Annotated in this window: 20 protein-coding genes; 11 read left to right on the forward strand and 9 right to left on the reverse strand. The window is 61.6% G+C overall.

Features of this window, described 5'->3' with window-relative positions; translation table 11 throughout:
* Positions 1-34: 34 nt before the first annotated feature.
* The 3 genes from DV532_RS24910 to purE all read right to left on the reverse strand — a co-directional run bounded on the left by DV532_RS24910 (position 35) and on the right by purE (position 1,961).
* A complete protein-coding gene (locus DV532_RS24910) occupies positions 35-280 on the reverse strand; it encodes a GlsB/YeaQ/YmgE family stress response membrane protein (RefSeq protein ID WP_051096469.1) in 246 nt (81 codons plus the stop codon).
* Between the two features lie 96 nt (positions 281-376).
* Positions 377-1,459: a 5-(carboxyamino)imidazole ribonucleotide synthase gene (locus DV532_RS24915; RefSeq protein WP_056793934.1), complete on the reverse strand. Its 1,083-nt coding sequence runs from the start codon at positions 1,457-1,459 to the stop codon at positions 377-379.
* A 10-nt stretch (positions 1,460-1,469) separates the two neighbouring features.
* Positions 1,470-1,961, reverse strand: coding sequence for a 5-(carboxyamino)imidazole ribonucleotide mutase (purE, locus tag DV532_RS24920; protein ID WP_056793932.1), 492 nt, complete (start codon positions 1,959-1,961; stop codon positions 1,470-1,472).
* Positions 1,962-2,207: 246 nt separating this feature from the next.
* Here purE and DV532_RS24925 point away from each other — a divergent pair, with 246 nt between their 5' ends.
* On the forward strand, positions 2,208-2,900 hold the full coding sequence (locus DV532_RS24925; protein ID WP_162241101.1) for a reprolysin-like metallopeptidase: 693 nt from the start codon (positions 2,208-2,210) through the stop codon (positions 2,898-2,900).
* 4 nt (positions 2,901-2,904) lie between these two features.
* On the opposite strand, the gene DV532_RS24930 is transcribed toward DV532_RS24925, so the two are convergent.
* Positions 2,905-3,816, reverse strand: a complete 912-nt coding sequence (locus DV532_RS24930) for a LysR substrate-binding domain-containing protein (RefSeq protein ID WP_162241100.1) — start codon at positions 3,814-3,816, stop codon at positions 2,905-2,907.
* Positions 3,817-3,998: 182 nt separating this feature from the next.
* Here DV532_RS24930 and aspA point away from each other — a divergent pair, with 182 nt between their 5' ends.
* The 4 genes from aspA to DV532_RS24950 all read left to right on the forward strand — a co-directional run bounded on the left by aspA (position 3,999) and on the right by DV532_RS24950 (position 8,894).
* Positions 3,999-5,423 carry an aspartate ammonia-lyase gene (gene aspA / locus DV532_RS24935; RefSeq protein ID WP_056796588.1) on the forward strand — a complete coding sequence of 475 codons (1,425 nt, stop codon included), beginning with the start codon at positions 3,999-4,001 and terminating at the stop codon, positions 5,421-5,423.
* Between the two features lie 215 nt (positions 5,424-5,638).
* On the forward strand, positions 5,639-6,631 hold the full coding sequence (locus tag DV532_RS24940; RefSeq protein ID WP_056793928.1) for an AraC family transcriptional regulator: 993 nt from the start codon (positions 5,639-5,641) through the stop codon (positions 6,629-6,631).
* Positions 6,632-6,747: 116 nt separating this feature from the next.
* A complete protein-coding gene (locus tag DV532_RS24945; RefSeq protein WP_056793926.1) occupies positions 6,748-7,791 on the forward strand; it encodes a histone deacetylase family protein in 1,044 nt (347 codons plus the stop codon).
* On the forward strand, positions 7,791-8,894 hold the full coding sequence (locus DV532_RS24950; RefSeq protein ID WP_056793924.1) for a polyamine ABC transporter substrate-binding protein: 1,104 nt from the start codon (positions 7,791-7,793) through the stop codon (positions 8,892-8,894). Before DV532_RS24945 ends, DV532_RS24950 begins: the two co-directional genes overlap by 1 nt.
* Before the next feature lie 30 nt (positions 8,895-8,924).
* Here DV532_RS24950 and DV532_RS24955 read toward each other — a convergent pair whose 3' ends face one another.
* Entirely contained in the window at positions 8,925-10,454 is a 1,530-nt protein-coding gene (locus DV532_RS24955; protein ID WP_056793922.1) for a PLP-dependent aminotransferase family protein, read from the reverse strand.
* A 90-nt stretch (positions 10,455-10,544) separates the two neighbouring features.
* Here DV532_RS24955 and DV532_RS24960 point away from each other — a divergent pair, with 90 nt between their 5' ends.
* From DV532_RS24960 to DV532_RS24970, 3 genes are read left to right on the forward strand one after another with little or no spacing between them, the layout of a single operon-like run.
* The gene (locus DV532_RS24960) at positions 10,545-11,174 is read left to right on the forward strand and encodes an FMN-binding negative transcriptional regulator (RefSeq protein WP_056793919.1); all 630 of its coding nucleotides are present in this window, start codon (positions 10,545-10,547) and stop codon (positions 11,172-11,174) included.
* Between the two features lie 12 nt (positions 11,175-11,186).
* The gene (locus DV532_RS24965; RefSeq protein ID WP_056793917.1) at positions 11,187-11,633 is read left to right on the forward strand and encodes a GNAT family N-acetyltransferase; all 447 of its coding nucleotides are present in this window, start codon (positions 11,187-11,189) and stop codon (positions 11,631-11,633) included.
* A gap of 7 nt (positions 11,634-11,640) precedes the next feature.
* Positions 11,641-12,312 (forward strand): GNAT family N-acetyltransferase, encoded by a 672-nt coding sequence (locus DV532_RS24970; protein ID WP_056793915.1) that lies wholly within the window; start codon positions 11,641-11,643, stop codon positions 12,310-12,312.
* Between the two features lie 102 nt (positions 12,313-12,414).
* Here the strand turns inward: DV532_RS24970 and oadA are convergent, their stop codons facing one another.
* Entirely contained in the window at positions 12,415-14,223 is a 1,809-nt protein-coding gene (gene oadA, locus DV532_RS24975) for a sodium-extruding oxaloacetate decarboxylase subunit alpha (RefSeq protein WP_056793913.1), read from the reverse strand.
* Between the two features lie 11 nt (positions 14,224-14,234).
* Positions 14,235-15,650: an acetyl-CoA carboxylase biotin carboxylase subunit gene (locus DV532_RS24980; protein WP_016489867.1), complete on the reverse strand. Its 1,416-nt coding sequence runs from the start codon at positions 15,648-15,650 to the stop codon at positions 14,235-14,237.
* Positions 15,651-15,839: 189 nt separating this feature from the next.
* Between DV532_RS24980 and DV532_RS24985 the strand changes: the two genes are divergently transcribed.
* Positions 15,840-16,802 (forward strand): LysR family transcriptional regulator, encoded by a 963-nt coding sequence (locus tag DV532_RS24985; protein WP_056793911.1) that lies wholly within the window; start codon positions 15,840-15,842, stop codon positions 16,800-16,802.
* Here DV532_RS24985 and DV532_RS31005 read toward each other — a convergent pair.
* Positions 16,744-16,962 carry a PA3496 family putative envelope integrity protein gene (locus DV532_RS31005; protein ID WP_082476722.1) on the reverse strand — a complete coding sequence of 73 codons (219 nt, stop codon included), beginning with the start codon at positions 16,960-16,962 and terminating at the stop codon, positions 16,744-16,746. The genes DV532_RS24985 and DV532_RS31005 overlap by 59 nt on opposite strands.
* Before the next feature lie 214 nt (positions 16,963-17,176).
* Positions 17,177-18,043: a transcriptional regulator HexR gene (hexR, locus tag DV532_RS24995; RefSeq protein WP_003253273.1), complete on the reverse strand. Its 867-nt coding sequence runs from the start codon at positions 18,041-18,043 to the stop codon at positions 17,177-17,179.
* Positions 18,044-18,146: 103 nt separating this feature from the next.
* Between hexR and zwf the strand changes: the two genes are divergently transcribed.
* Together zwf and DV532_RS25005 are read left to right on the forward strand one after the other, a co-directional pair.
* Positions 18,147-19,589, forward strand: a complete 1,443-nt coding sequence (gene zwf / locus DV532_RS25000) for a glucose-6-phosphate dehydrogenase (RefSeq protein WP_056793910.1) — start codon at positions 18,147-18,149, stop codon at positions 19,587-19,589.
* Positions 19,590-19,733: 144 nt separating this feature from the next.
* Positions 19,734-20,060: a hypothetical protein gene (locus DV532_RS25005; RefSeq protein WP_056793908.1), complete on the forward strand. Its 327-nt coding sequence runs from the start codon at positions 19,734-19,736 to the stop codon at positions 20,058-20,060.
* Positions 20,061-20,074: the final 14 nt, after the last annotated feature.

Consider the following 20,074-nt stretch of genomic DNA (forward strand, 5'->3'; position numbering starts at 1 on the left):
ACTCGAATGAATTGCCGGGCATTGTAACCAGTATTCAGCGTTTCTTGATGAACCCGTAGATCACCAGAACGATGACGGCACCGACCAGCGCACCGAAGAACCCTGCGGCTTGCCCGGCTTGGTAAATGCCCAGCGCCTGGCCGCCGTAGGTGGCCAGCAGGGAGCCGGCTATACCCAGCAGGATGGTCATGATCCAGCCCATGCTGTCGTCGCCCGGCTTGATGAAGCGGGCCAGCAAGCCGACGATGAGGCCGATGAAGATGGTTCCGATGATGCCCATGGCAATCCCTCTGCAGTGAAGTTGGAACAAGCCAAAGCCTAGACAGCGCTTTGGCTTGTTGCCATTTCAGAGGGCAAGCCGCTTGCAGAAGTTCGATCAGTTGCTGATCAGAGCCTCTACTTCGGCAATCTTGCGCTTGAGGGAAGCCATGTCCTGGCAGCGCAGGGTGGCGTGACCGACCTTGCGACCGACCTTGAAGGCCTTGCCGTAGTGATGCAAGTGGCAGTCATCGATGGCGACTACCTTGTTCACAGGCGGTACTTCACCGATGAAGTTGAGCATCGCGCTTTCGCCCACCTTGGCTGTCGAGCCCAGCGGCAGGCCGGCAATGGCACGCAAGTGGTTCTCGAACTGGCTGCACTCGGTGCCTTCGATAGTCCAGTGGCCGGAGTTGTGCACGCGCGGGGCAATTTCGTTGGCCTTCAGGCCCCCGTCGACTTCGAAGAACTCGAAGGCCATCACGCCCACATAGTCCAGTTGCTTGAGCACCCGGCCCACGTAGTCTTCGGCCAGGGCCTGCAGCGGGTGCGCCTGGCTGGCGACCGACAGCCGCAGGATGCCGCTTTCGTGCGTGTTATGTACCAGCGGGTAGAAGCGGGTTTCGCCATCACGGGCACGCACGGCCACCAGCGATACTTCGCCGGTGAACGGCACGAAGCCTTCCAGCAGGCATGGCACGCTGCCCAGCTCGGCGAAAGTACCGACCACGTCTTCAGGCTTGCGCAGCACTTTCTGGCCCTTGCCGTCGTAACCCAGGGTGCGGGTTTTCAACACTGCCGGCAGGCCAATGCTGGCCACCGCGGCGTCCAGATCGGCCTGCGAGAGAATGTCGGCGAAGGCCGGGGTAGGAATACCCAGGTCGCGGAACATGCTCTTCTCGAACAAGCGATCACGGGCGATGCGCAGCGCTTCGGCACTGGGGTACACCGGCACGAACTGCGAGAGAAAGGCCACGGTCTCGGCCGGCACGCTTTCGAACTCGAAGGTGACCACGTCGACTTCGTCGGCCAGCTGGCGCAGGTGGTCCTGGTCGCCGTAGTCGGCACGCAGGTGCTCGCCAAGCGGGGCGGCGCAAGCGTCCGGTGCGGGGTCGAGGAAGGCGAAGTTCATGCCCAGCGGGGTGCCCGCCAGAGCCAGCATGCGGCCCAGCTGGCCGCCACCGATTACACCGATCTTCATGGGTTCAACCTCAAGCCTGGCGCGGGTCTGGATTTTCCAGCACGGTGTCGGTCTGCTCGGTGCGGAATTGCTTGAGCGCCGCGTGGTACTGCGGGTACTTGGCACCCAGGATGCTGGCCGACAGCAGTGCGGCATTGATTGCCCCGGCACGGCCGATGGCCAGGGTGGCTACCGGCACGCCGGCAGGCATCTGCACGATCGACAGCAGCGAATCGACGCCCGACAGCATCGACGACTGTACGGGCACGCCGAGCACCGGCAGGTGGGTCTTGGCGGCGCACATGCCTGGCAGGTGGGCTGCGCCACCCGCGCCAGCAATGATCACCTCGATCCCGCGCCCTTCGGCCTCTTCGGCGTACTGGAACAGCAAGTCCGGGGTGCGGTGGGCGGAAACCACCTTCACTTCGTAGGGGATGCCGAGTTTTTCCAGCATATCGGCGGTGTGGCTAAGGGTGGACCAATCGGACTTGGAGCCCATGATCACGCCAACCAGTGCACTCATCGTCGAGCCTCTCCTGCAAGCGCCTTCTGGCGCGCTAAAAGCAACAAGCCACGCAGGTGGACCGGCGTGGCTTGTCATACGGATTCTGAATCGACCAGGTCGGCCGAAGGCGCGGGATTGTAGCGTAATTCAAGGCGCGCCGCCCACCCCTGCAAGCACATGCCGGATCAAAGGGCAAGCTGTCTCGCGGGACAACTTTTCCGCACCGGAACTGCTCCTGCGCAAAGCCTTCCAAGTGCCCCTCTTGTGGCGGATGCCAGAGCATTTGCCAACACTCAACATACGAAGGGTTGCCCCGTGTCCCACATCAAACGACTCACTACATTTCTGCTTCTGTGCTGCGCCTTGCGCGTGTCGACGGCAATGGCCAGCGACACCTTGATCGTTCACGTTTACTTGCACGATGAGCTGGCAGCCGTCAGCGAGCAATCGCTGCATAGTGACTACCTGCAACACTGGGAAGACGAAATGCACACCTTCACCTCACACCCCATCGAGGTGGTGTTTCATCGCGACATCGCGGGTATCACCGATATCGACTATGCCGCCAGCAACGATGCTGCCGCCACGCTAGAGGCTTTCCATCGCGCGGTGACCGAGCTGAAATTCCAGCATTATCCAAGCGGCATCAACAAATCGATCCTGGTGACCGAAAGCGTTTTCCAGACACTCGACAACGGCTACGAAACTCAAGGCCTGGCACAGTTTGAAGGCAATTTCGCCATTGCCTCACGCGGCTCCTATGCCAGCCTGGCACACGAGATCGGCCACATGCTCGGGGCAACCCATGAAAATGCCGAAAAACAGATAAAGGTCTGGCCCCTTAAATGCGAGACCTACGTCTTTCCTCAGCGGGCCTGGGACCGGGCGCACTGCTACCGCTACAGCGACGCCAATCGCGACAACATCACCGCGCACCTACAAAGCCACTCCCAATGATGCATCAAAGCTCGCCCTGGGCGGCAGCCGACTCGAGCTTGCGCCACAACAGCCGTACGTTGGCCTTGCGCACCAGGGCGCAGCGGTAAAGGCGTATTTCCAGCGGTACATGCCACTGGCTGCCGCCGCAGATCGCCAGTTCTCCCCGCTCCAGCTCGCCGCGCATCGACAGGCGCGGCACCCATGCAATCCCCATCCCTTCCAGCGCCATGCTCTTGAGGCTGTCGGCCATGGCCGTCTCATAGACGGTGGTATAACGCAGATTGCGCTGGCGCAGCAGCAAATTCACCGAACGCCCGAGAAACGCGCCGGCCGTGTAGGCTAGCAGCGGCACGCTGGCCTCGCCTTCCAGGTCGAACATAGGCTTGCCATCGGTGCCCACGGCACACACCGGCAACATTTCCGTGGTGCCCATGTGCATCGACGGGAAGATCTCGGCGTCCATCTGCAAGGCCGCGTCCGGGTCATAGAAGGCCAACATCAGGTCACAGCCACCTTCGCGTAATGCATGCACAGCATCCCCAACGTTAGTCGCAACCAAGCGGGTGGCAATGTTCAAGCCTTCGTTACGTAACTGTGCCACCCAACGCGGGAAAAAGCCCGACGCCAGGGAGTGCGCCGCGGCCACCTGAACCACCTCACCCTGCCCGCCCTCAAGATGATGCAAATGGCGAAGAATTTCGCTCAACTGGTCGACAACCGTACGCGCTGTGACGAGAAACAGCTGGCCTGCCTCAGTCAATTCGATAGGCGTGCGGGAACGGTTCACCAACTGCAGGCCCAGCGCTGCTTCCAAGCTGCGGATACGCCGGCTAAACGCCGGTTGAGTGACGAAACGCCGCTCTGCCGCCTGGGAAAAACTGCGGGTAGCGGCCAGCGCACTGAAGTCTTCCAGCCATTTGCTTTCAAGGTTCACGAAGCACATCTCCTGGCGTGCACCAAAATGGAACACGCTCGAATGTCAATTGGCGTCACATGAAACACTATGCCGTTTGTGCATAGGTTAGCGTGCATCAGCATTGGCCGCAAAATCAGCTTCAGGCCTAGGATTGGCGCCATTCCGGCATGTGCCGGGTCAAAATCGAGATGATATACATCATGTCCTCCGCTGCATCGTTCCGCGTCGAAAAAGACCTGTTGGGTACCCTGGAAGTTCCTGCAGATGCCTACTACGGCATCCAGACTCTGCGCGCTGCCAACAACTTCCACCTCTCTGGTGTTCCGCTGTCGCACTACCCAAAGCTGGTCGTGGCCTTGGCCATGGTCAAGCAGGCTGCTGCCGACGCCAACCGTGAGCTGGGTCACCTGAGCGATGCCAAGCACGCTGCCATCACTGCAGCCTGCGCCCGCCTGATCCAAGGCGATTACCACGACCAGTTCGTCGTGGACATGATCCAGGGCGGTGCTGGTACTTCTACCAACATGAACGCCAACGAAGTTATCGCCAACGTTGCACTGGAGGCCATGGGCCACCAGAAGGGTGAGTACCAGTACCTGCACCCGAACAACGACGTGAACATGGCACAGTCGACCAACGACGCCTACCCGACGGCCATCCGTCTGGGCCTGCTGCTGGGCCACGACGCCCTGCTGAGCAGCCTCGACAGCCTGATCCAGGCCTTCGCGGCCAAGGGTAAAGAGTTCGACCACGTACTGAAGATGGGTCGCACCCAGCTGCAGGACGCCGTACCAATGACGCTGGGCCAGGAATTCCGTGCCTTCGCCACCACCATGACCGAAGACCTGCAGCGCCTGCGCTCGCTGGCCCCGGAACTGCTGACCGAAATCAACCTGGGCGGCACCGCCATCGGCACCGGCATCAACGCCGACCCTGGCTACCAGGCCCTGGCTGTTCAGCGTCTGGCTGCTATCAGCGGCCAACCGCTGGTACCGGCTGCCGACCTGATCGAAGCTACCTCCGACATGGGCGCCTTCGTGCTGTTCTCCGGCATGCTCAAGCGTACCGCCGTCAAGCTGTCGAAGATTTGCAACGACCTGCGCCTGCTGTCCAGCGGCCCACGCACTGGTATCAACGAGATCAACCTGCCAGCGCGTCAACCAGGCAGCTCGATCATGCCAGGCAAGGTCAACCCGGTTATCCCGGAAGCGGTCAACCAGGTGGCCTTCGCCATCATGGGCAACGACCTGGCACTGACTGTCGCCGCCGAGGGTGGCCAGCTGCAGCTGAACGTGATGGAGCCGCTGATCGCCTACAAGATCTTCGACTCGATCCGCCTGCTTCAGCGCGCCATGGACATGCTGCGCGAGCACTGCATCGTCGGCATCACCGCCAACGAACAGCGCTGCCGTGAACTGGTCGAGCACTCGATTGGCCTGGTCACCGCCCTGAACCCGTACATCGGCTACGAAAACGCTACCCGTATCGCCCGCGTTGCCTTGGAAACCGGCCGCGGCGTACTGGAACTGGTGCGTGAAGAGAAGCTGCTGGACGACGCGATGCTCGATGACATCCTGCGTCCGGAAAACATGATCGCTCCGCGTCTGGTTCCGCTGAAGGCGTAACCCGGCTGCTGCAAACAGTCTCACCAGGTTAAGGGACTAGACACCTCTCAACCTTTCAAGGCCCGAGCCAATGCTTCGGGCCTTTTTTTGCCTGACGGATTTTAGTGGCCCGTTGGCGGCACAAGGGCGCTCCAGAGCAGCGGTTTACCTGGGACCGCGCATATAGGCACACAACTTGCTCCATAATGCGTCCCAGCCCCACGGGATTACCCAGCATGCTGCACAGTCACCTGACTACCCTCAACGCGGTTTCGCTGATCCTGAACGTCTTCCAGGCAGACGGTTGCGAGGCATCGGCGCTGCTGGCCGGCAGCGGCATTGGCCCGGCAGACCTGGGGCATGCCGATGCGCGCATCACCACCCAGCAGGAGCTGCAGGTGTGCGCCAACGCCGTTGCCCGGCGCGAGGACATCGGCCTGGAACTGGGCAGGCGCATGCATGTGTCGTGCTACGGCATGCTCGGTTACGCCCTGCTCTCCAGTGCCACTTTGGGTGACGCCTTGCGCCTGGCGCTGCAGTATCCGGCACTGCTGGGAACAGTCTTCAAGTTGCGTTTGCTCGACGACGGCCAGCGCGTCTGGTTCAGCGCCAGCGATTACCACGACAGCCCGGCACTTACCGCCTTCAATGCTGAGTTCTGCCTGGTGTCGCTGAAAGTGATCTGCGACGACCTGCTTGGCCGCCCGCTACCCCTGCTGGGCGCCCGTTTTGAACACCCACGGCCTGGCTACCACGCGCTCTACGCCGGTGCATTCCAGTGCCCGGTCGGTTTCGACGCCAAAGACAATGCCTTTGCCTTTGAGCGGCGCTGGCTGGACACACCGCTACCGCTGGCCGACCCGATAACCCACCAGGCCATGAGCGAACGTTGCCGGCGCCTGAACCTGGAGTTCACCGGCCGCCAGGCATGGCTGGGGCGGATTCGCCAACTGCTGACACAGCAACTGGATGCCGCGCCTGGGTTGGAAGGGCTGGCACGGCAGATGAACTGCTCATCACGCACCCTGCGCCGGCATTTGCAGGCGTTGGGCAGCAGTTATCAACAGCTGCTGGATGAGCTGAGGTTCGAGCGGGCCAAGCAGTTGCTGGCCGATGCGCAGATGCCGATCTACCGGATTGCCGAAACATTGGGGTTCAGTGAGACGGCCAGTTTCCGGCATGCCTTTCAGCGCTGGAGTGGGGTAGCTCCCAGCCACTTCCGCGGTTGACCTGTGCAGGCCAAAGAGCTTGGCCACATCGATCCCCTTTTGGCCGTTTGCGTCGTTCTCCGCCACAGACCCGCCCATGACAATGGACCCACGCCAGTACCCACCGGAGAACAACAATGCTGACGATCTATTCCGATGACCACCGCCTGCACCACGGCCGCTGCGAGCTGATCGACGGCAAGCTTATGCCCTGCTTTGAAATGCCGTCGCGCGCCGAGCATGTGCTGGACCAGGTGAAAAAGCGCAACCTCGGTGACATCCAGGGCCCTAGCGACTTCGGCCGCGCGCCGCTGCTGCGCATCCACAGCGCCGACTACCTAGACTTTTTCCAAGGCGCTTGGGCGCGCTGGGCCGCAATGGGCCAGGAAGGTGACCTGCTACCCTTCACCTGGCCTGCACGCACCCTGCGCCAGGTAAAACCTACAGGCCTGCACGGTGAGCTGGGCTACTACAGCTTCGATGCCGGCGCGCCGATCACTGCCGGTACTTGGCAGGCGGCTTACAGCGCCGCTCAAGTCGCGCTCACCGCCCAGGCGGCGATCCAGCAAGGCGCCCATTCGGCGTTTGCCCTGTGCCGCCCGCCAGGGCACCACGCCGCCGGCGAAGTCATGGGCGGCTATTGCTACCTGAACAACGCCGCCATCGCCGCGCAGGCCTTCCTCGACCAGGGCCGGCGCAAGGTGGCCATCCTCGACGTCGACTACCACCACGGCAACGGTACCCAGGACATCTTCTACAGCCGGGACGATGTGTACTTCGCTTCGATCCATGGCGACCCACGTGATGAGTTCCCGTTCTTCCTCGGCTATGCCGACGAAACCGGTGAAGGTGCCGGCGAAGGCTGCAACATCAACTACCCGCTGCCGGCCGGCAGCGACTGGGCCGCCTGGAGCGCTGCCCTGGAAGACGCTTGCCAGCGCATCACCACCTATGACGCTGACGTGCTGGTGATCTCGTTGGGCGTGGACACCTTCAAGGACGACCCGATCTCCCAGTTCAAGCTGGACAGCCCGGACTACCTGGAAATGGGCAAGCGCATCGCCCAGCTCGGCAAGCCGACCCTGTTCGTGATGGAAGGCGGCTACGCTGTGGAAGAAATCGGTATCAACGCGGTCAATGTGCTGGAAGGCTTCCAGCGCGCCCAGCCAGGAGCCCGGTAATGGTCCGACTCAAGCGTCTGCTCGCCCCACTCATCGCCGCCACCCTGTTCACCGGTGCCCTGCACGCCCAGGCCGAACAACGTACCCTGCGGGTGTATAACTGGTTCGACTACATCACCCCGCAGACGCTCACCGACTTCCAGAAAGACAGCGCTGTGAAGCTGATCTACGACATCTTCGACACCAACGAGGCGCTGGAAGCCAAGCTGCTGACCGGTAACTCCGGGTATGACGTGGTGGTGCCGTCCAACGTGTTTCTCGCCAAGCAGATCGAAGCGGGGGTGTTCCAGCCACTGGACCGCAGCAAGCTACCGAACTGGCAACACCTGGACTCGGCACTGATGAAGCTGATCGAAGCCAACGACCCGGGTAACAGGTTTGCCGTGCCCTACATGTACGGCACCGTGCTGATCGGCTTCAACCCGGCCAAGGTCAAGGCTGCGCTCGGCGACCACGCCCCAGTGGACAGCTGGGACCTGATCTTCAAGGAAGAGAACATCGCCAAACTCAAACAGTGCGGTGTGGCGCTGCTCGATTCGCCATCGGAGATTTTGCCGCTGGCCCTGCAGTACCTAGGCCTGCCACCGAACAGTGACAAGCCGGCCGACTACAAGCAGGCCGAGGCACTGATGCTGAAGATTCGCCCGTACATCACCTACTTCCATTCCTCGAAGTACATGGCCGACATCGCCAACGGCGATATCTGCGTGGCGGTGGGTTACAGCGGCAGCTTCTCCCAGGCCGCCAACCGCGCCCACGAGGCGAAGAACGGGGTGGTGGTGGACATGCGACTACCCAAAGAGGGTGCGCCGATCTGGTTTGACATGCTGGCGATTCCGAAGAACGCGGCCAACCCGGACGATGCCCACGCCTTTATCAACTACCTGCTGCGGCCTGAAGTGATTGCGCCGATCAGTGACTTTGTCGGGTACCCGAACCCAAATAAGGATGCGACCGACAAGGTGAGCCCGGCAATTCGCAACAACCCCAACCTGTATCCGACGGCGGAGGCGATGGCCAAGTTGTATACCCTCAAGCCTTTGGCACGGGATGCAGAGCGGGCCAGGACCCGGGCCTGGACACGGATCAAATCCGGTACCTGATTTAAGGCCGGGGCTGCTTTGCAGCCCCATTCACTTTCTCCAGGCCTTGCGCAATTTCATCAAAGCCTCGGCAATCTCCCCCTCGGGCACCGCCGCAAACCCCAGCACCAGCCCTGCCCGCTTATCCACAGGCACCTGGCTGTCCGCTAGCCAGAAATTGCTTAGCGGCGTCACCTCCACACCCACCGCTTCGGCCCGGGTTACCAGTTCCTGCTCCCGGGCAAAGTTATCCACATCTACCTTCACATGCAGCCCAGCCGCCACTTCCGGCATGCCGGCCAACCCTGGAATATCCACAGGCCAACCGGCCTTCAACACGTTTCGCCGGTTCAAAGCCGCCTTGCGCATGCGTCGGATATGCCGCTGGAAGTGCCCCCGGGCCATGAACTCGGCCATCACGCACTGGCTGCTAACCTCCGAATGCCGTACCGCCAGCGCCCTACCCTGGCTGAACGCCTGCGCCAGCTGCGGCGGGAGCACCAAGTAACCCAGGCGCAGCGCCGGAAAGGCGATTTTGCCGAAGGTACCCACGTACAACACCCGCCCGTGCCGGTCGAGCGCTGCAAGCGGGGCCAAGGGGGCGCCGCTGTAGCGGTATTCGCCGTCGTAGTCGTCTTCGATAACCCAGCCATCGCTGCGCTCGGCCCAGGCCAGCAATTCCAGGCGTCGCGCCAGGCTCATGGTCACCCCGGTCGGGTACTGGTGGGCTGGTGTGACATAGGCCAGCCGGCAATTCGCCAGCTGGCCGAGCCGGCGGCAGTCCATGCCATCCTCATCCACTGGCATGCCATGCAGCCTGCCGCCGGCCAGTGCAAAGGCATGCCCGGCCGCGCGGTACCCCGGGTTTTCCACAGCCACACCATCGCCTGGCTGCAACAGCAACTGTGCACAAAGGCTGATGGCCTGCTGCGCACCACTGGTGATCACAATTTGTTCAGCCGTACAACTCAGGCCACGCGAGCGACGCAAGTAGGCCGCGATCAGTTCGCGCAACAGCGGTTCGCCAGCCGGGTCGCCATAGCTCAGTTGCGAAGGGGCTGGTTTGCGCCAGAAACCCGCCTGCAGCTTGGCCCAGACGTCGAATGGAAACAGGTCGAATGCCGGAATGCCTACCCGAAAAGCACGCGGCGCACCGCTTCGAGGCGGCGGCAAGTGGTTATTTTTCAGGCGCTGCAAAGGCTCGCTCAAACTTCGGTTGCTGGATAAATCCTCAGTATTTTCTGAAGAAAATGTGGATAACTCTGTTGATAACCCCAGGGATAACCCTGTGGATAGTTGTGTGGATAGTTTTGGCAGCTGGCTAACGTACGTGCCATCGCCTACTCGGCTTTCGATGAAGCCCTCGGCATAAAGCTGGTCATACGCACGCACCACGCTATTGCGCGACAGCGCCAGCATGGCGGCCAGGTCACGGCTGGCCGGTAGCCGCGTGCCACTGCTCAGTCGCCCGTCCAACACCCGCGCGCGCAACGCCTGGTACAGCTGCTGGCTGAGACCGCGGCGCCGATCGAGGGCGATCCCGGCAGGGTCGAAAGGCAATACAAGGGGCTGCTCGCTCATGGCATTGGACCTATCAAAACAGCTGTTAATGGCTCTTACATAGAACCAATAGCCTGCCTAGGATGAAGCTATCGCACAAGGATACCGAGCATGTACAACAGCAAACCCCACCAGGAACACGACCTCGGTCGCCTGCACCAGCACATGCTCGACACCCGCTTGGCCGTTCTGGTCAGCCAGGGCGAGCAAGGCCTGCTGGCCACGCATTTGCCGGTGCTGGTCGATACCACCGAAGGTGCATACGGCACTGTCTATGCCCACCTGGCGCGGGCCAACCGCCAGTGGCAGGACCTGGCGCAAGGTACCGAGGCACTGCTGGTGTTCCCCGGGGCCGATGCCTATGTCAGCCCTAGCTTTTACCCCAGCAAGGCCGATAATCCCAAGGTGGTGCCGACCTGGAACTACCTGGCTGTGCATGCCTATGGGCCAGCCGAGGTGATCCACGACGCCGAGCCGCTGCTGGCTATTGTCAGCCGCCTGACCGAGCGCCATGAGCAAGGCCGCAGCGAACCGTGGAACATCAGCGACGCCCCGCGTGATTACCTCGATAGCATGCTCCGCGCCATCGTCGGCATCCGCCTGCCCATCGCGCGCCTGCAAGGCGCACGCAAGCTCAGCCAAAACCGCTCGGCGCAGGACATTGCTGGTGTGCACGAAGGCCTGAGCGCCAGCCCCGATCATCAGGACAATCAACTCGCGGCGCACATGCGCCAACTCTGAAGGAATAGCCCCATGTCCAGCGTTACCCTACGCCCGGTCACTGCCGAAGACCACGCTGCCTGGCTTGCCCTATGGCACGCCTACCTGCACTTCTATGAAACCGAATTGGCCGATGAGGTCAGCCTCAGCACCTGGCGGCGCCTGCTCGACCCGAACGAAGCAACCCATTCGGCCCTGGCCTGGGCCGATGGTAAAGCGGTGGGCATGGTCAACTTCATCTACCATCGTTCCAACTGGAGCATCGAGAACGCCTGCTACCTGCAGGACCTGTATGTGGACAGCACGCAACGTGGCCTGGGCATCGGTCGCCAGCTAATCGAGCACGTCTACGCTGCCGCCAAGGCCGACAACTGCATCAAGGTGCACTGGCTCACCCACGAGACCAACGCCACCGCCATCAGCCTGTACCAGCAAGTTGCCGAGCGTTCGGGCTTCATCCAATTCCGCAAAGGGTTATAAGCCAACCATGACCGACGTATTGAACTGGAAGCCCGCAGCGACGCCGAAGGCCGAACCTATCGACGGCCGCTTCATCCGCCTGGAACAGCTCGACCCGGCGCGCCATGGCGACGACCTTTGGGAAGTGCTGCAAGGCCCGGCTGCCGACCCCGCACTGTGGGACTACCTGCCCTACGGCCCGTTTGCCGAGCGTGCCGCCTTCGACCGTTGGCTGGAAGGCCATGCTGCCGGCCGCGACCCGCTGTGCTACACGGTCATCGACCGCCCTTGCGGCCAGGCCCAGGGCATTCTCGCCCTGATGTCGATCGTGCCCGATCACGGCCGCATCGAAATCGGCCATGTCGCCTTCGGCGCCGCCATGCAACGCACACCCAAGGGCACCGAGGCGGTGTATCTGCTGGGCAAGCTGGCTTTCGAACTGGGTAATCGCCGACTGGAGTGGAAGTGCAACAACGCCAACATCCGCTCCAAGCGCTCGGCGGAGCGGTTTGGTTTTGTCTTCGAAGGGGTTTTCCGCAAGCACCTGGTGGTCAAGGGCCACAACCGGGATACGGCCTGGTATTCGATCACCGATGAGGAGTGGCCGGCAGTGGCTGCCGGGTTCGAGCGGTGGTTGAGCGAGGAGAACCAACAGCCGACTGGCCAGGTGGAGACTCTCGAGGCATGCCGTAAAGGCTGAGGGTTGCGGTGGTGCAGCCCGCCAAGAGGCCGATCGCCCCCACACAAAAAAAAGGGGAGCATCCGCTCCCCAGAGGTTAACTACTTGTAGATGAGGGCTTACTCAGCCCTCGATCTCGATCAGGATCTCGCCCGGTGTCACACGGTCGCCCTTGGCCACATGAATGGCAACGACCTTACCTGCGATGGCCGCCTGCACTTCGGTCTCCATCTTCATGGCTTCGGTGATCAGCACGGCCTGGCCGGTCTTGACCATGTCACCTTCCTTGACCAGCACATCGACGATGTTGCCTGGCATGGTGGTGCTGACGTGGCCCGGGGCACTGGCCTGCTTGCGCTTGCTGCCACCGCCACCAACGAATTCGTTGAGCGGCTCGAACACCACTTCTTCCGGCATACCATCGATCGACAGGTAGAAGTGACGCTTGCCCTCGGCCTTCACACCGACGCCGGTGATGTCGACGCGGTAGGTTTCACCGTGTACGTCAATGACGAACTCGGTCGGCACACCTTCACCGCCATGGGACGCCACTGCGCCGGCTTCCGGAATCGGCAGCAGGGCTTCAGGCACGAGGGTGCCGGCTTCGCGCTCTTCAAGAAACTTGCGGCCAATGTCCGGGAACATGGCGAAGGTCAGTACGTCTTCTTCGCAACGGGCCAGGGCGCCGATGTCACCACGAAGCTTGGTCATTTCCGGTTTGAGCAGGTCGGCCGGGCGCACGTCGATCACTTCTTCGCTGCCGATCGCTTGGCGACGCAGTTGCTCGTTAACCACGCCCGGTGCCTTGCCGTAACCGCCCTGCAGGTACAGCTTCACCTCGTTGGTGATGGTCTTGTAGCGCTCGCCAGCCAGCACGTTGAAGAACGCCTGGGTGCCGACGATCTGCGAAGTCGGGGTCACCAACGGCGGGAAACCGAGGTCTTCACGCACGCGCGGGATCTCTGCCAACACTTCGTTCATGCGGTTAAGGGCGCCCTGCTCCTTGAGCTGGTTGGCCAGGTTGGAAATCATGCCGCCCGGCACCTGGTTGACCTGCACACGGGTGTCCACGGCGGTGAACTCGCTCTCGAACTGGTGGTACTTCTTGCGCACGGCGTAGAAGTACAGGCCGATTTCCTGCAGCAGCTCCAGGTCCAGGCCGGTATCGAATTCGCTGCCCTTGAGCGCGGCAACCATCGACTCGGTACCCGGGTGGCTAGTGCCCCAGGCGAAGCTGGAGATGGCGGTGTCGATGTGGTCGGCGCCGTTTTCCACAGCCTTCAGCTGGCACATGGCGGCCAGGCCGGCAGTGTCGTGGGAGTGGATGAACACCGGCAGCGATTGCTCGGCCTTCAGTGCCTTGACCAGTTCACCAGTGGCGAACGGGGTCAGCAGGCCGGCCATGTCCTTGATCGCGATCGAGTCGCAACCCATGGCTTCCATTTGCTTGGCCTGGTTCACGAAGGCTTCGATGGTGTGCACTGGGCTGGTGGTATACGCGATGGTGCCCTGGGCATGCTTGCCAGCAGCCTTGACCGCTTCGATGGCCACACGCAGGTTACGCACGTCGTTCATGGCGTCGAAAATGCGGAATACATCGATGCCGTTAACTGCCGCCTTGGCGACGAAGGCCTTGACCACGTCGTCGCTGTAGTGGCGGTAGCCCAGCAGGTTCTGGCCGCGCAACAGCATTTGCAGGCGGGTGTTGGGCAGGGCCGCACGCAGCTTGCGCAGGCGCTCCCACGGGTCTTCTTTGAGGAAGCGCACGCAGGCGTCGAAGGTGGCGCCACCCCAGACTTCCAGCGACCAGTAGCCGACTTTGTCGAGCTTGTCGCAAATCGGCAGCATGTCTTCGGTACGCATGCGAGTGGCCAGCAGGGACTGGTGGGCGTCGCGCAGGATCGTGTCGGTTACGTGAATTTTCTTGGACATTATGGGGTTCCTCACAGGCCTGCGTGGGCGGCGATGGCGGCGGCGATGGCCAGGGCCAGCTCTTCGGGTTTGCGCTTGATCGAGTAGTTGGTCAGTTCAGGGTGGCTTTCGACGAAGCTGGTATTGAACTGGCCGCTACGGAATTCCGGATTGCGCAGGATTTCCTGGTAGTACGCGGCGGTGGTCTTCACCCCTTGCACACGCATGTCGTCCAGGGCCCGCAGGCCGCGGTCCATGGCTTCTTCCCAGGTCAACGCCCACACCACCAGCTTCAGGCACATGGAGTCGTAGAACGGTGGAATGGTGTAGCCGGTGTAGATCGCCGTGTCGGTACGCACGCCGGGACCGCCGGGGGCGTAGTAACGGGTGATCTTGCCGAAGCTGGGCAGGAAGTTGTTTTTCGGGTCTTCGGCGTTGATACGGAACTGCAACGCGTAGCCACGATGCTGGATATCTTCCTGTTTGACCGACAGCGGCAGGCCCGAAGCGATGCGGATCTGCTCACGGACGATGTCGATACCGGTGATTTCTTCGGTGATGGTGTGTTCCACCTGCACCCGGGTGTTCATTTCCATGAAGTACACCTCGCCATCAGCGAGCAGGAACTCCACAGTACCGGCGTTCTCGTAGTTCACCGCCTTGGCCGCACGCACCGCCAGGTCGCCGATATAGGCGCGCTGCTCGGGGGTGAGCTGTGGGCTTGGGGCGATCTCGATAAGCTTCTGGTTACGGCGCTGGATCGAGCAATCGCGCTCGAACAGGTGCACTACGTTGCCGAAGCTGTCACCGAGGATCTGCGCCTCGATGTGCTTGGGGTTGACGATGCACTTTTCCAGGAACACTTCGGCCGAGCCAAAAGCCTTGGTGGCCTCGGAGATCACCCGTGGGAAGTTCTGTTCCAGTTCTTCGCGGCTGTTGCAACGGCGAATACCACGGCCGCCACCACCCGAGGTGGCCTTGAGCATGACCGGGTAACCGATGCGCTCACCTTCGCTCAGGGCTTCATGAATATCGGCGACGTTGCCTTCGGTGCCCGGGGTTACCGGTACACCGGCGGCGATCATGGTGCGACGCGCTTCGGTCTTGTCGCCCATGCGGCGAATGACATCGGCAGCCGGGCCGATGAACTTGATGCCGCGCTCGGCGCAAATCTCTGCCAGTTCGGCGTTTTCCGACAGGAAACCATAGCCCGGGTGCAGGGCATCACAGCCGGTCTCCACAGCCAGGTTCACCAGCTTGCGCGGGTTCAGGTAACCGGCCAGCGGCTCGGCACCAATGCTGTGAGCTTCGTCGGCGCGCTTGACGTGCAAAGCGTGCCGGTCGGCGTCGGAATAGATCGCTACCGAGCGAATGCCCATCTCGGCGCAAGCACGCACGATCCGAACTGCGATTTCACCCCGGTTGGCGATCAGGATTTTTTTTATCACTGGAGTCTTCCCAAAGCCGTAGGAACAGTCGAGCCGGTTCTACCGGTCGGCGCGTGACCAGACGTTACTGGCCAGTCGCACATTCACCCTAGCGCTGTCGGTTGATAAACAAAAATCAATATTTGTTAGGGGCTGTATTAGCAAAAGCTTATAGTTGGGTAACAGGGTGTTGCCGAAGGGTCGATAAAAATGCGTAAGTCACTGATGCGTATGACTTTGCGTCAACTGCAGATCTTCAATGAAGTCTGCGATTTGCGCTCGTACAGCCGTGCGGCGGAGGAGATGGCGCTGACGCAACCCGCCGTTAGCCTACAGATCCGTCAGCTCGAAGAGCTAATCGGCCAGCCGCTGTTCGAGTACGTAGGCAAAAAGCTCTACCTAACCGAAGCCGCCGAGGCCCTGCAACGCGCCAGCCACGACATCTTCGGGCGCCTGGAGAGCCTGGACATGCAACTGTCGGACATGCAGGGCTCACTGCAGGGGCAGTTGAAACTGGCGATCGAGTCCAGTGCCAAGTACTTCGTGCCACACCTGTTCGCCGCCTTCAAGCAGCGTCACCCGGAGGTCAACCTGACCCTCACGGTGGTCAACCGCGCCCAGGCCATCCGCCGGCTTTCGGATAACCGCGACGACCTGATCATCATGTCCATGGTGCCGCAGGACATGGGCCTGGAGTTTCTGCCGTTCCTCAACAACCCGATCATCGCGGTGGCACCGCCCGAGCACCCGCTGTGCAAGCTGGAGCAACTGCGCCTGCAAGACCTGGAGCCTCATACCCTGCTGATACGCGAACAAGGCTCGGGGACGCGTAAGGCCTGCGAGGAGTATTTCAAGGACAAGCGCGTGCACTTTACCCAGACCCTGGAGGTGGCCTCGGCCGATGCCCAGCGCGAGTGCGTGATCGCCGGCCTGGGTATCGCCTTGCTGACCCGCCATGCGGTTAACCTGGAGCTGGCCACTGGTGTGCTGAAGGAGCTGCCGGTAGAGGAGTTGCCGCTGTACCGCAGCTGGTGCGTGGTGCAGGCCAAGGCCAAACGGCAATCGCCGGTAGCCTTGGCCTTTTTGGCGTTCATCCGCAGCGAACGTGCGCTGATCAGCGCGTTGGTTGAGCGTTTTTCGGGGAAGTTGCCGCCGACGTCTGCCACACCGTGAGTGCTTGCAACTCGGGGTAATCCACCAGGTCACGGAGCAATTGACGTTGGTCGCAGTAGCTCTCGATCGCGCGGCGGTATTCCATGCGGCGTTGATCCTTTTCTTGTTGCTTGCGAGCCTTGGCGTTGGGTTGGTACGTACCGTCGAAGTCACGAGCCATTGCCTGTCTCCCAGATTAGGATGCGGGAGTTTCAGAGTGGCCCGGATGGTTTACGGTTTGACTGTGGAATGGTGACAGACTGGTGAATTTTTACTGCCTGTACCGGCCCATTCGCGGGCAAGCCCGCTCCTACGGGGATAGCGCCCCCTTCACGGGCAATGAAGCACCTGTGTAGGAGCGGGCTTGCCCGCGAAGAGGCCGGTACATGCTGAACTCAGTCGTCGGTAGCCTTGATCGACTTGGGCGACAAGCGCAGGCTGCGCAAGCTGCGCTTCACGCTCTTGAGGTGGTTGACCAGGCTCGGCCCGCGCGCCATGGCTACCCCCATCGCCAGCACGTCGATCACCACCAGGTGGGCGATACGCGAGGTCAACGGGGTGTAGATTTCGGTGTCCTCATGCACGTCGATGGCCAGGTTGACCGTCGACAACTCGGCCAACGGCGTCTGGCTGGGGCACAGGGTGATCAGGTTGGCACCGCTCTCGCGCACCAGGTTGGCGGTGATCAGCAGGTCCTTGGAGCGGCCCGACTGGGAAATACACACCGCCACATCGCCCGGCTTCAAGGTAACCGCCGACATCGCCTGCATGTGCGGGTCGGAATACGCTGCAGCGCTGAGTAGCAGGCGGAAGAACTTGTGCTGGGCATCGGCGGCCACCGCACCGGAGGCGCCAAAACCATAGAACTCCACACGCTGCGCCTGGGCCATGGCGCTTACAGCCTGCTGCAGCGCCTGCGGGTCGAGGTGCTCGCGCACCTCCATCAAGGTGTGCAGGGTGGTGTCGAAAATCTTCAGGCTGTAGTCAGCGACTGAGTCGTCTTCATGGATAGCGAACTGGCCGAAACTGGCCCCGGCGGCCAGGCTCTGGGCCAGCTTCAGTTTCAAGTCCTGGAAGCCCGAGCAACCGATGGCGCGGCAAAAACGCACGATGGTTGGTTCACTGATACCCACGCTGTGCGCCAGATCGGCCATGGAGCTGTGCATGACGGCAGCCGGGTCCAGTAGCACGTGGTCAGCTACCTTGAGTTCCGATTTGCGCAGCAGGTGGCGCGATTGGGCGATATGTTGCAACAAATTCACAGGCTGGACTCGGTTATGATCGGCTGGCCGGGTTGTAGCTATCTTGTAGTTATACTACATGGACGCCAACCCGCCCAGTTAAACGAACGTGGAGAGTGGTGGTTTGACTATTCCTTGCGACATTCTGGTCTTCGGCGGCACCGGCGATCTGGCCCTGCACAAATTACTTCCGGCGCTCTACCACCTGTTTCGCGAGGCCCGTCTGAACAATGCCGTGCGAATTATTGCCCTGGCGCGACGCAACCTGCCCCGTAACGATTACCTCAAGCTCGCCGAACGCCATTGCCGGGCACAGATCGCCCGCAGTGACTTCGACGAAGAGGTTTGGCAGCGGTTTTCCGCGCGGGTCGACTATTTCGCCATGGATGCTTCGCAAAGCGCCGACTTCGGCCGCCTGGCGCGCTACCTGGGCGAACCCGGCGGCTTGACGCGCATCTTCTACCTGGCCACCGCCCCCAACCTGTTCGTGCCAATTGCCAACCACCTGCGTAACGCCGGGCTGGCCGATGCCGAAGCGCGCATCGTGCTAGAAAAGCCAATCGGCCACTCGCTGCAATCGGCTACCGCCATCAACGAAGCGATTGGCGCGGTAATGGAGGAAAACCAGGTATTTCGCATCGACCATTACCTGGGCAAGGAAACCGTGCAAAACCTGATGGCCCTGCGCTTCGCCAACGCCCTGCTGGAGCCAGTATGGCGCAACAATCAGGTCGACCATGTGCAGATCAGTGTGTGCGAGACCCTGGGTGTAGAGAACCGCGGCGCCTACTACGACCGCGCCGGGGCGACCCGCGACATGCTGCAAAACCACCTGCTGCAGTTGCTGTGCCTGGTGGCCATGGAGCCCCCGGCACAGTTCGAGGCCGAAGCGGTGCGCGACGAAAAAGTGAAAATTCTGCGTGCCCTCAAGCCCATCACAGGCCAGGACGTGCAGGACAAGACCGTGCGCGGGCAGTATGGCGCTGGGCGCATCGGCGGCCAGGAAGTGCCGGCCTACTACTTTGAAAAGGACGTCGATAACGACAGCGACACCGAAACCTTCGTCGCCATCGAGGCGCACATCGACAATTGGCGCTGGGCCGGTGTGCCGTTTTACCTGCGCACCGGCAAGCGCATGGCACGGCGCTCATCGCAGATCGTCATTCAGTTCAAGCCGGTGCCCCACGAGCTGTTCAGCGGTGGCCAGGTGAACCAACTGCTAATTCAGCTGCAACCGGACGAACGCATCAGCCTGCGCATGATGACCAAGAGCCCCGGCAAGGGCATGCGCCTGGAGCCAGTGGACCTGGACCTGAACCTGGCACAAGTGTTCAGCCAGACCCGGCGCTGGGAGGCTTATGAACGGCTGCTGCTGGATATCCTGGAAGGCGATTCGACCTTGTTCATGCGGCGAGATGAAGTGGAAGCAGCCTGGGCCTGGATCGACCCGATCATCAAGGGTTGGGAGGAGCACTTCCAGCCCCCCCGCCACTATGCGGCCGGCAGCAACGGCCCGGAGCAGGCCAGCAGCCTGCTGGCCCGGCAGGCCAGGCACTGGCATGGTTGAAGTGTTTCAAGCCTGACGCCAACGCGCGTACTGCAGCGCAACCATCGCTATAGCTGAAACCCTGCCAAATCCCATAGGCCGCCCGGCAAAGCGAAAGTGGCAGCGGGCCTTGCGCCCTCACTTCCAATTACCGAGGCGTTCATCATGAACACGATAGAAAACCTGTTTGCCTACAACAACGATGTACCGGGTGAGCCTACCTTTTTTGAAGTACAGGGAACTGTGACAGTGGCTCACCCTGGCATCGAACCTGTCCTGGTAGAGCCGGCAGTGCGTCACAGGGGCGGCTGGGAAGTGCTTGAGCTCAAGCTGATTGAAAAAGAAGGCGTGGCGCTGCAGGTCGGGACCACCAAACAGGTCAGCTTCAGGCGCGAAGGGGGAACCACTTGGAAGGCGCTGGAGATTATCCAGCCCGAAGGCGGTTCGCAAAGGGTAGAAATAGGCCACCGGGAAGCCATCAACGGCCAGTAACCCTCTACCAGCCT

Source organism: Pseudomonas sp. Leaf58 (assembly GCF_003627215.1).
Classification (GTDB): Bacteria; Pseudomonadota; Gammaproteobacteria; order Pseudomonadales; family Pseudomonadaceae; genus Aquipseudomonas.

Coding starts and splice junctions, on each gene's coding strand:
- DV532_RS24985 (WP_056793911.1), top strand. CDS start 15,840: ATGCGTAAGTCACTGATGCGTATGACTTTGCGTCAACTGCAGATCTTC.
- DV532_RS25005 (WP_056793908.1), top strand. CDS start 19,734: ATGAACACGATAGAAAACCTGTTTGCCTACAACAACGATGTACCGGGT.
- DV532_RS24950 (WP_056793924.1), top strand. CDS start 7,791: ATGGTCCGACTCAAGCGTCTGCTCGCCCCACTCATCGCCGCCACCCTG.
- DV532_RS24910 (WP_051096469.1), bottom strand. CDS start 280: ATGGGCATCATCGGAACCATCTTCATCGGCCTCATCGTCGGCTTGCTG.
- aspA (WP_056796588.1), top strand. CDS start 3,999: ATGTCCTCCGCTGCATCGTTCCGCGTCGAAAAAGACCTGTTGGGTACC.
- DV532_RS31005 (WP_082476722.1), bottom strand. CDS start 16,962: ATGGCTCGTGACTTCGACGGTACGTACCAACCCAACGCCAAGGCTCGC.
- DV532_RS24945 (WP_056793926.1), top strand. CDS start 6,748: ATGCTGACGATCTATTCCGATGACCACCGCCTGCACCACGGCCGCTGC.
- DV532_RS24940 (WP_056793928.1), top strand. CDS start 5,639: ATGCTGCACAGTCACCTGACTACCCTCAACGCGGTTTCGCTGATCCTG.
- DV532_RS24915 (WP_056793934.1), bottom strand. CDS start 1,459: ATGAAGATCGGTGTAATCGGTGGCGGCCAGCTGGGCCGCATGCTGGCT.
- DV532_RS24970 (WP_056793915.1), top strand. CDS start 11,641: ATGACCGACGTATTGAACTGGAAGCCCGCAGCGACGCCGAAGGCCGAA.
- purE (WP_056793932.1), bottom strand. CDS start 1,961: ATGAGTGCACTGGTTGGCGTGATCATGGGCTCCAAGTCCGATTGGTCC.
- DV532_RS24960 (WP_056793919.1), top strand. CDS start 10,545: ATGTACAACAGCAAACCCCACCAGGAACACGACCTCGGTCGCCTGCAC.
- DV532_RS24965 (WP_056793917.1), top strand. CDS start 11,187: ATGTCCAGCGTTACCCTACGCCCGGTCACTGCCGAAGACCACGCTGCC.
- oadA (WP_056793913.1), bottom strand. CDS start 14,223: ATGTCCAAGAAAATTCACGTAACCGACACGATCCTGCGCGACGCCCAC.
- DV532_RS24955 (WP_056793922.1), bottom strand. CDS start 10,454: ATGAGCGAGCAGCCCCTTGTATTGCCTTTCGACCCTGCCGGGATCGCC.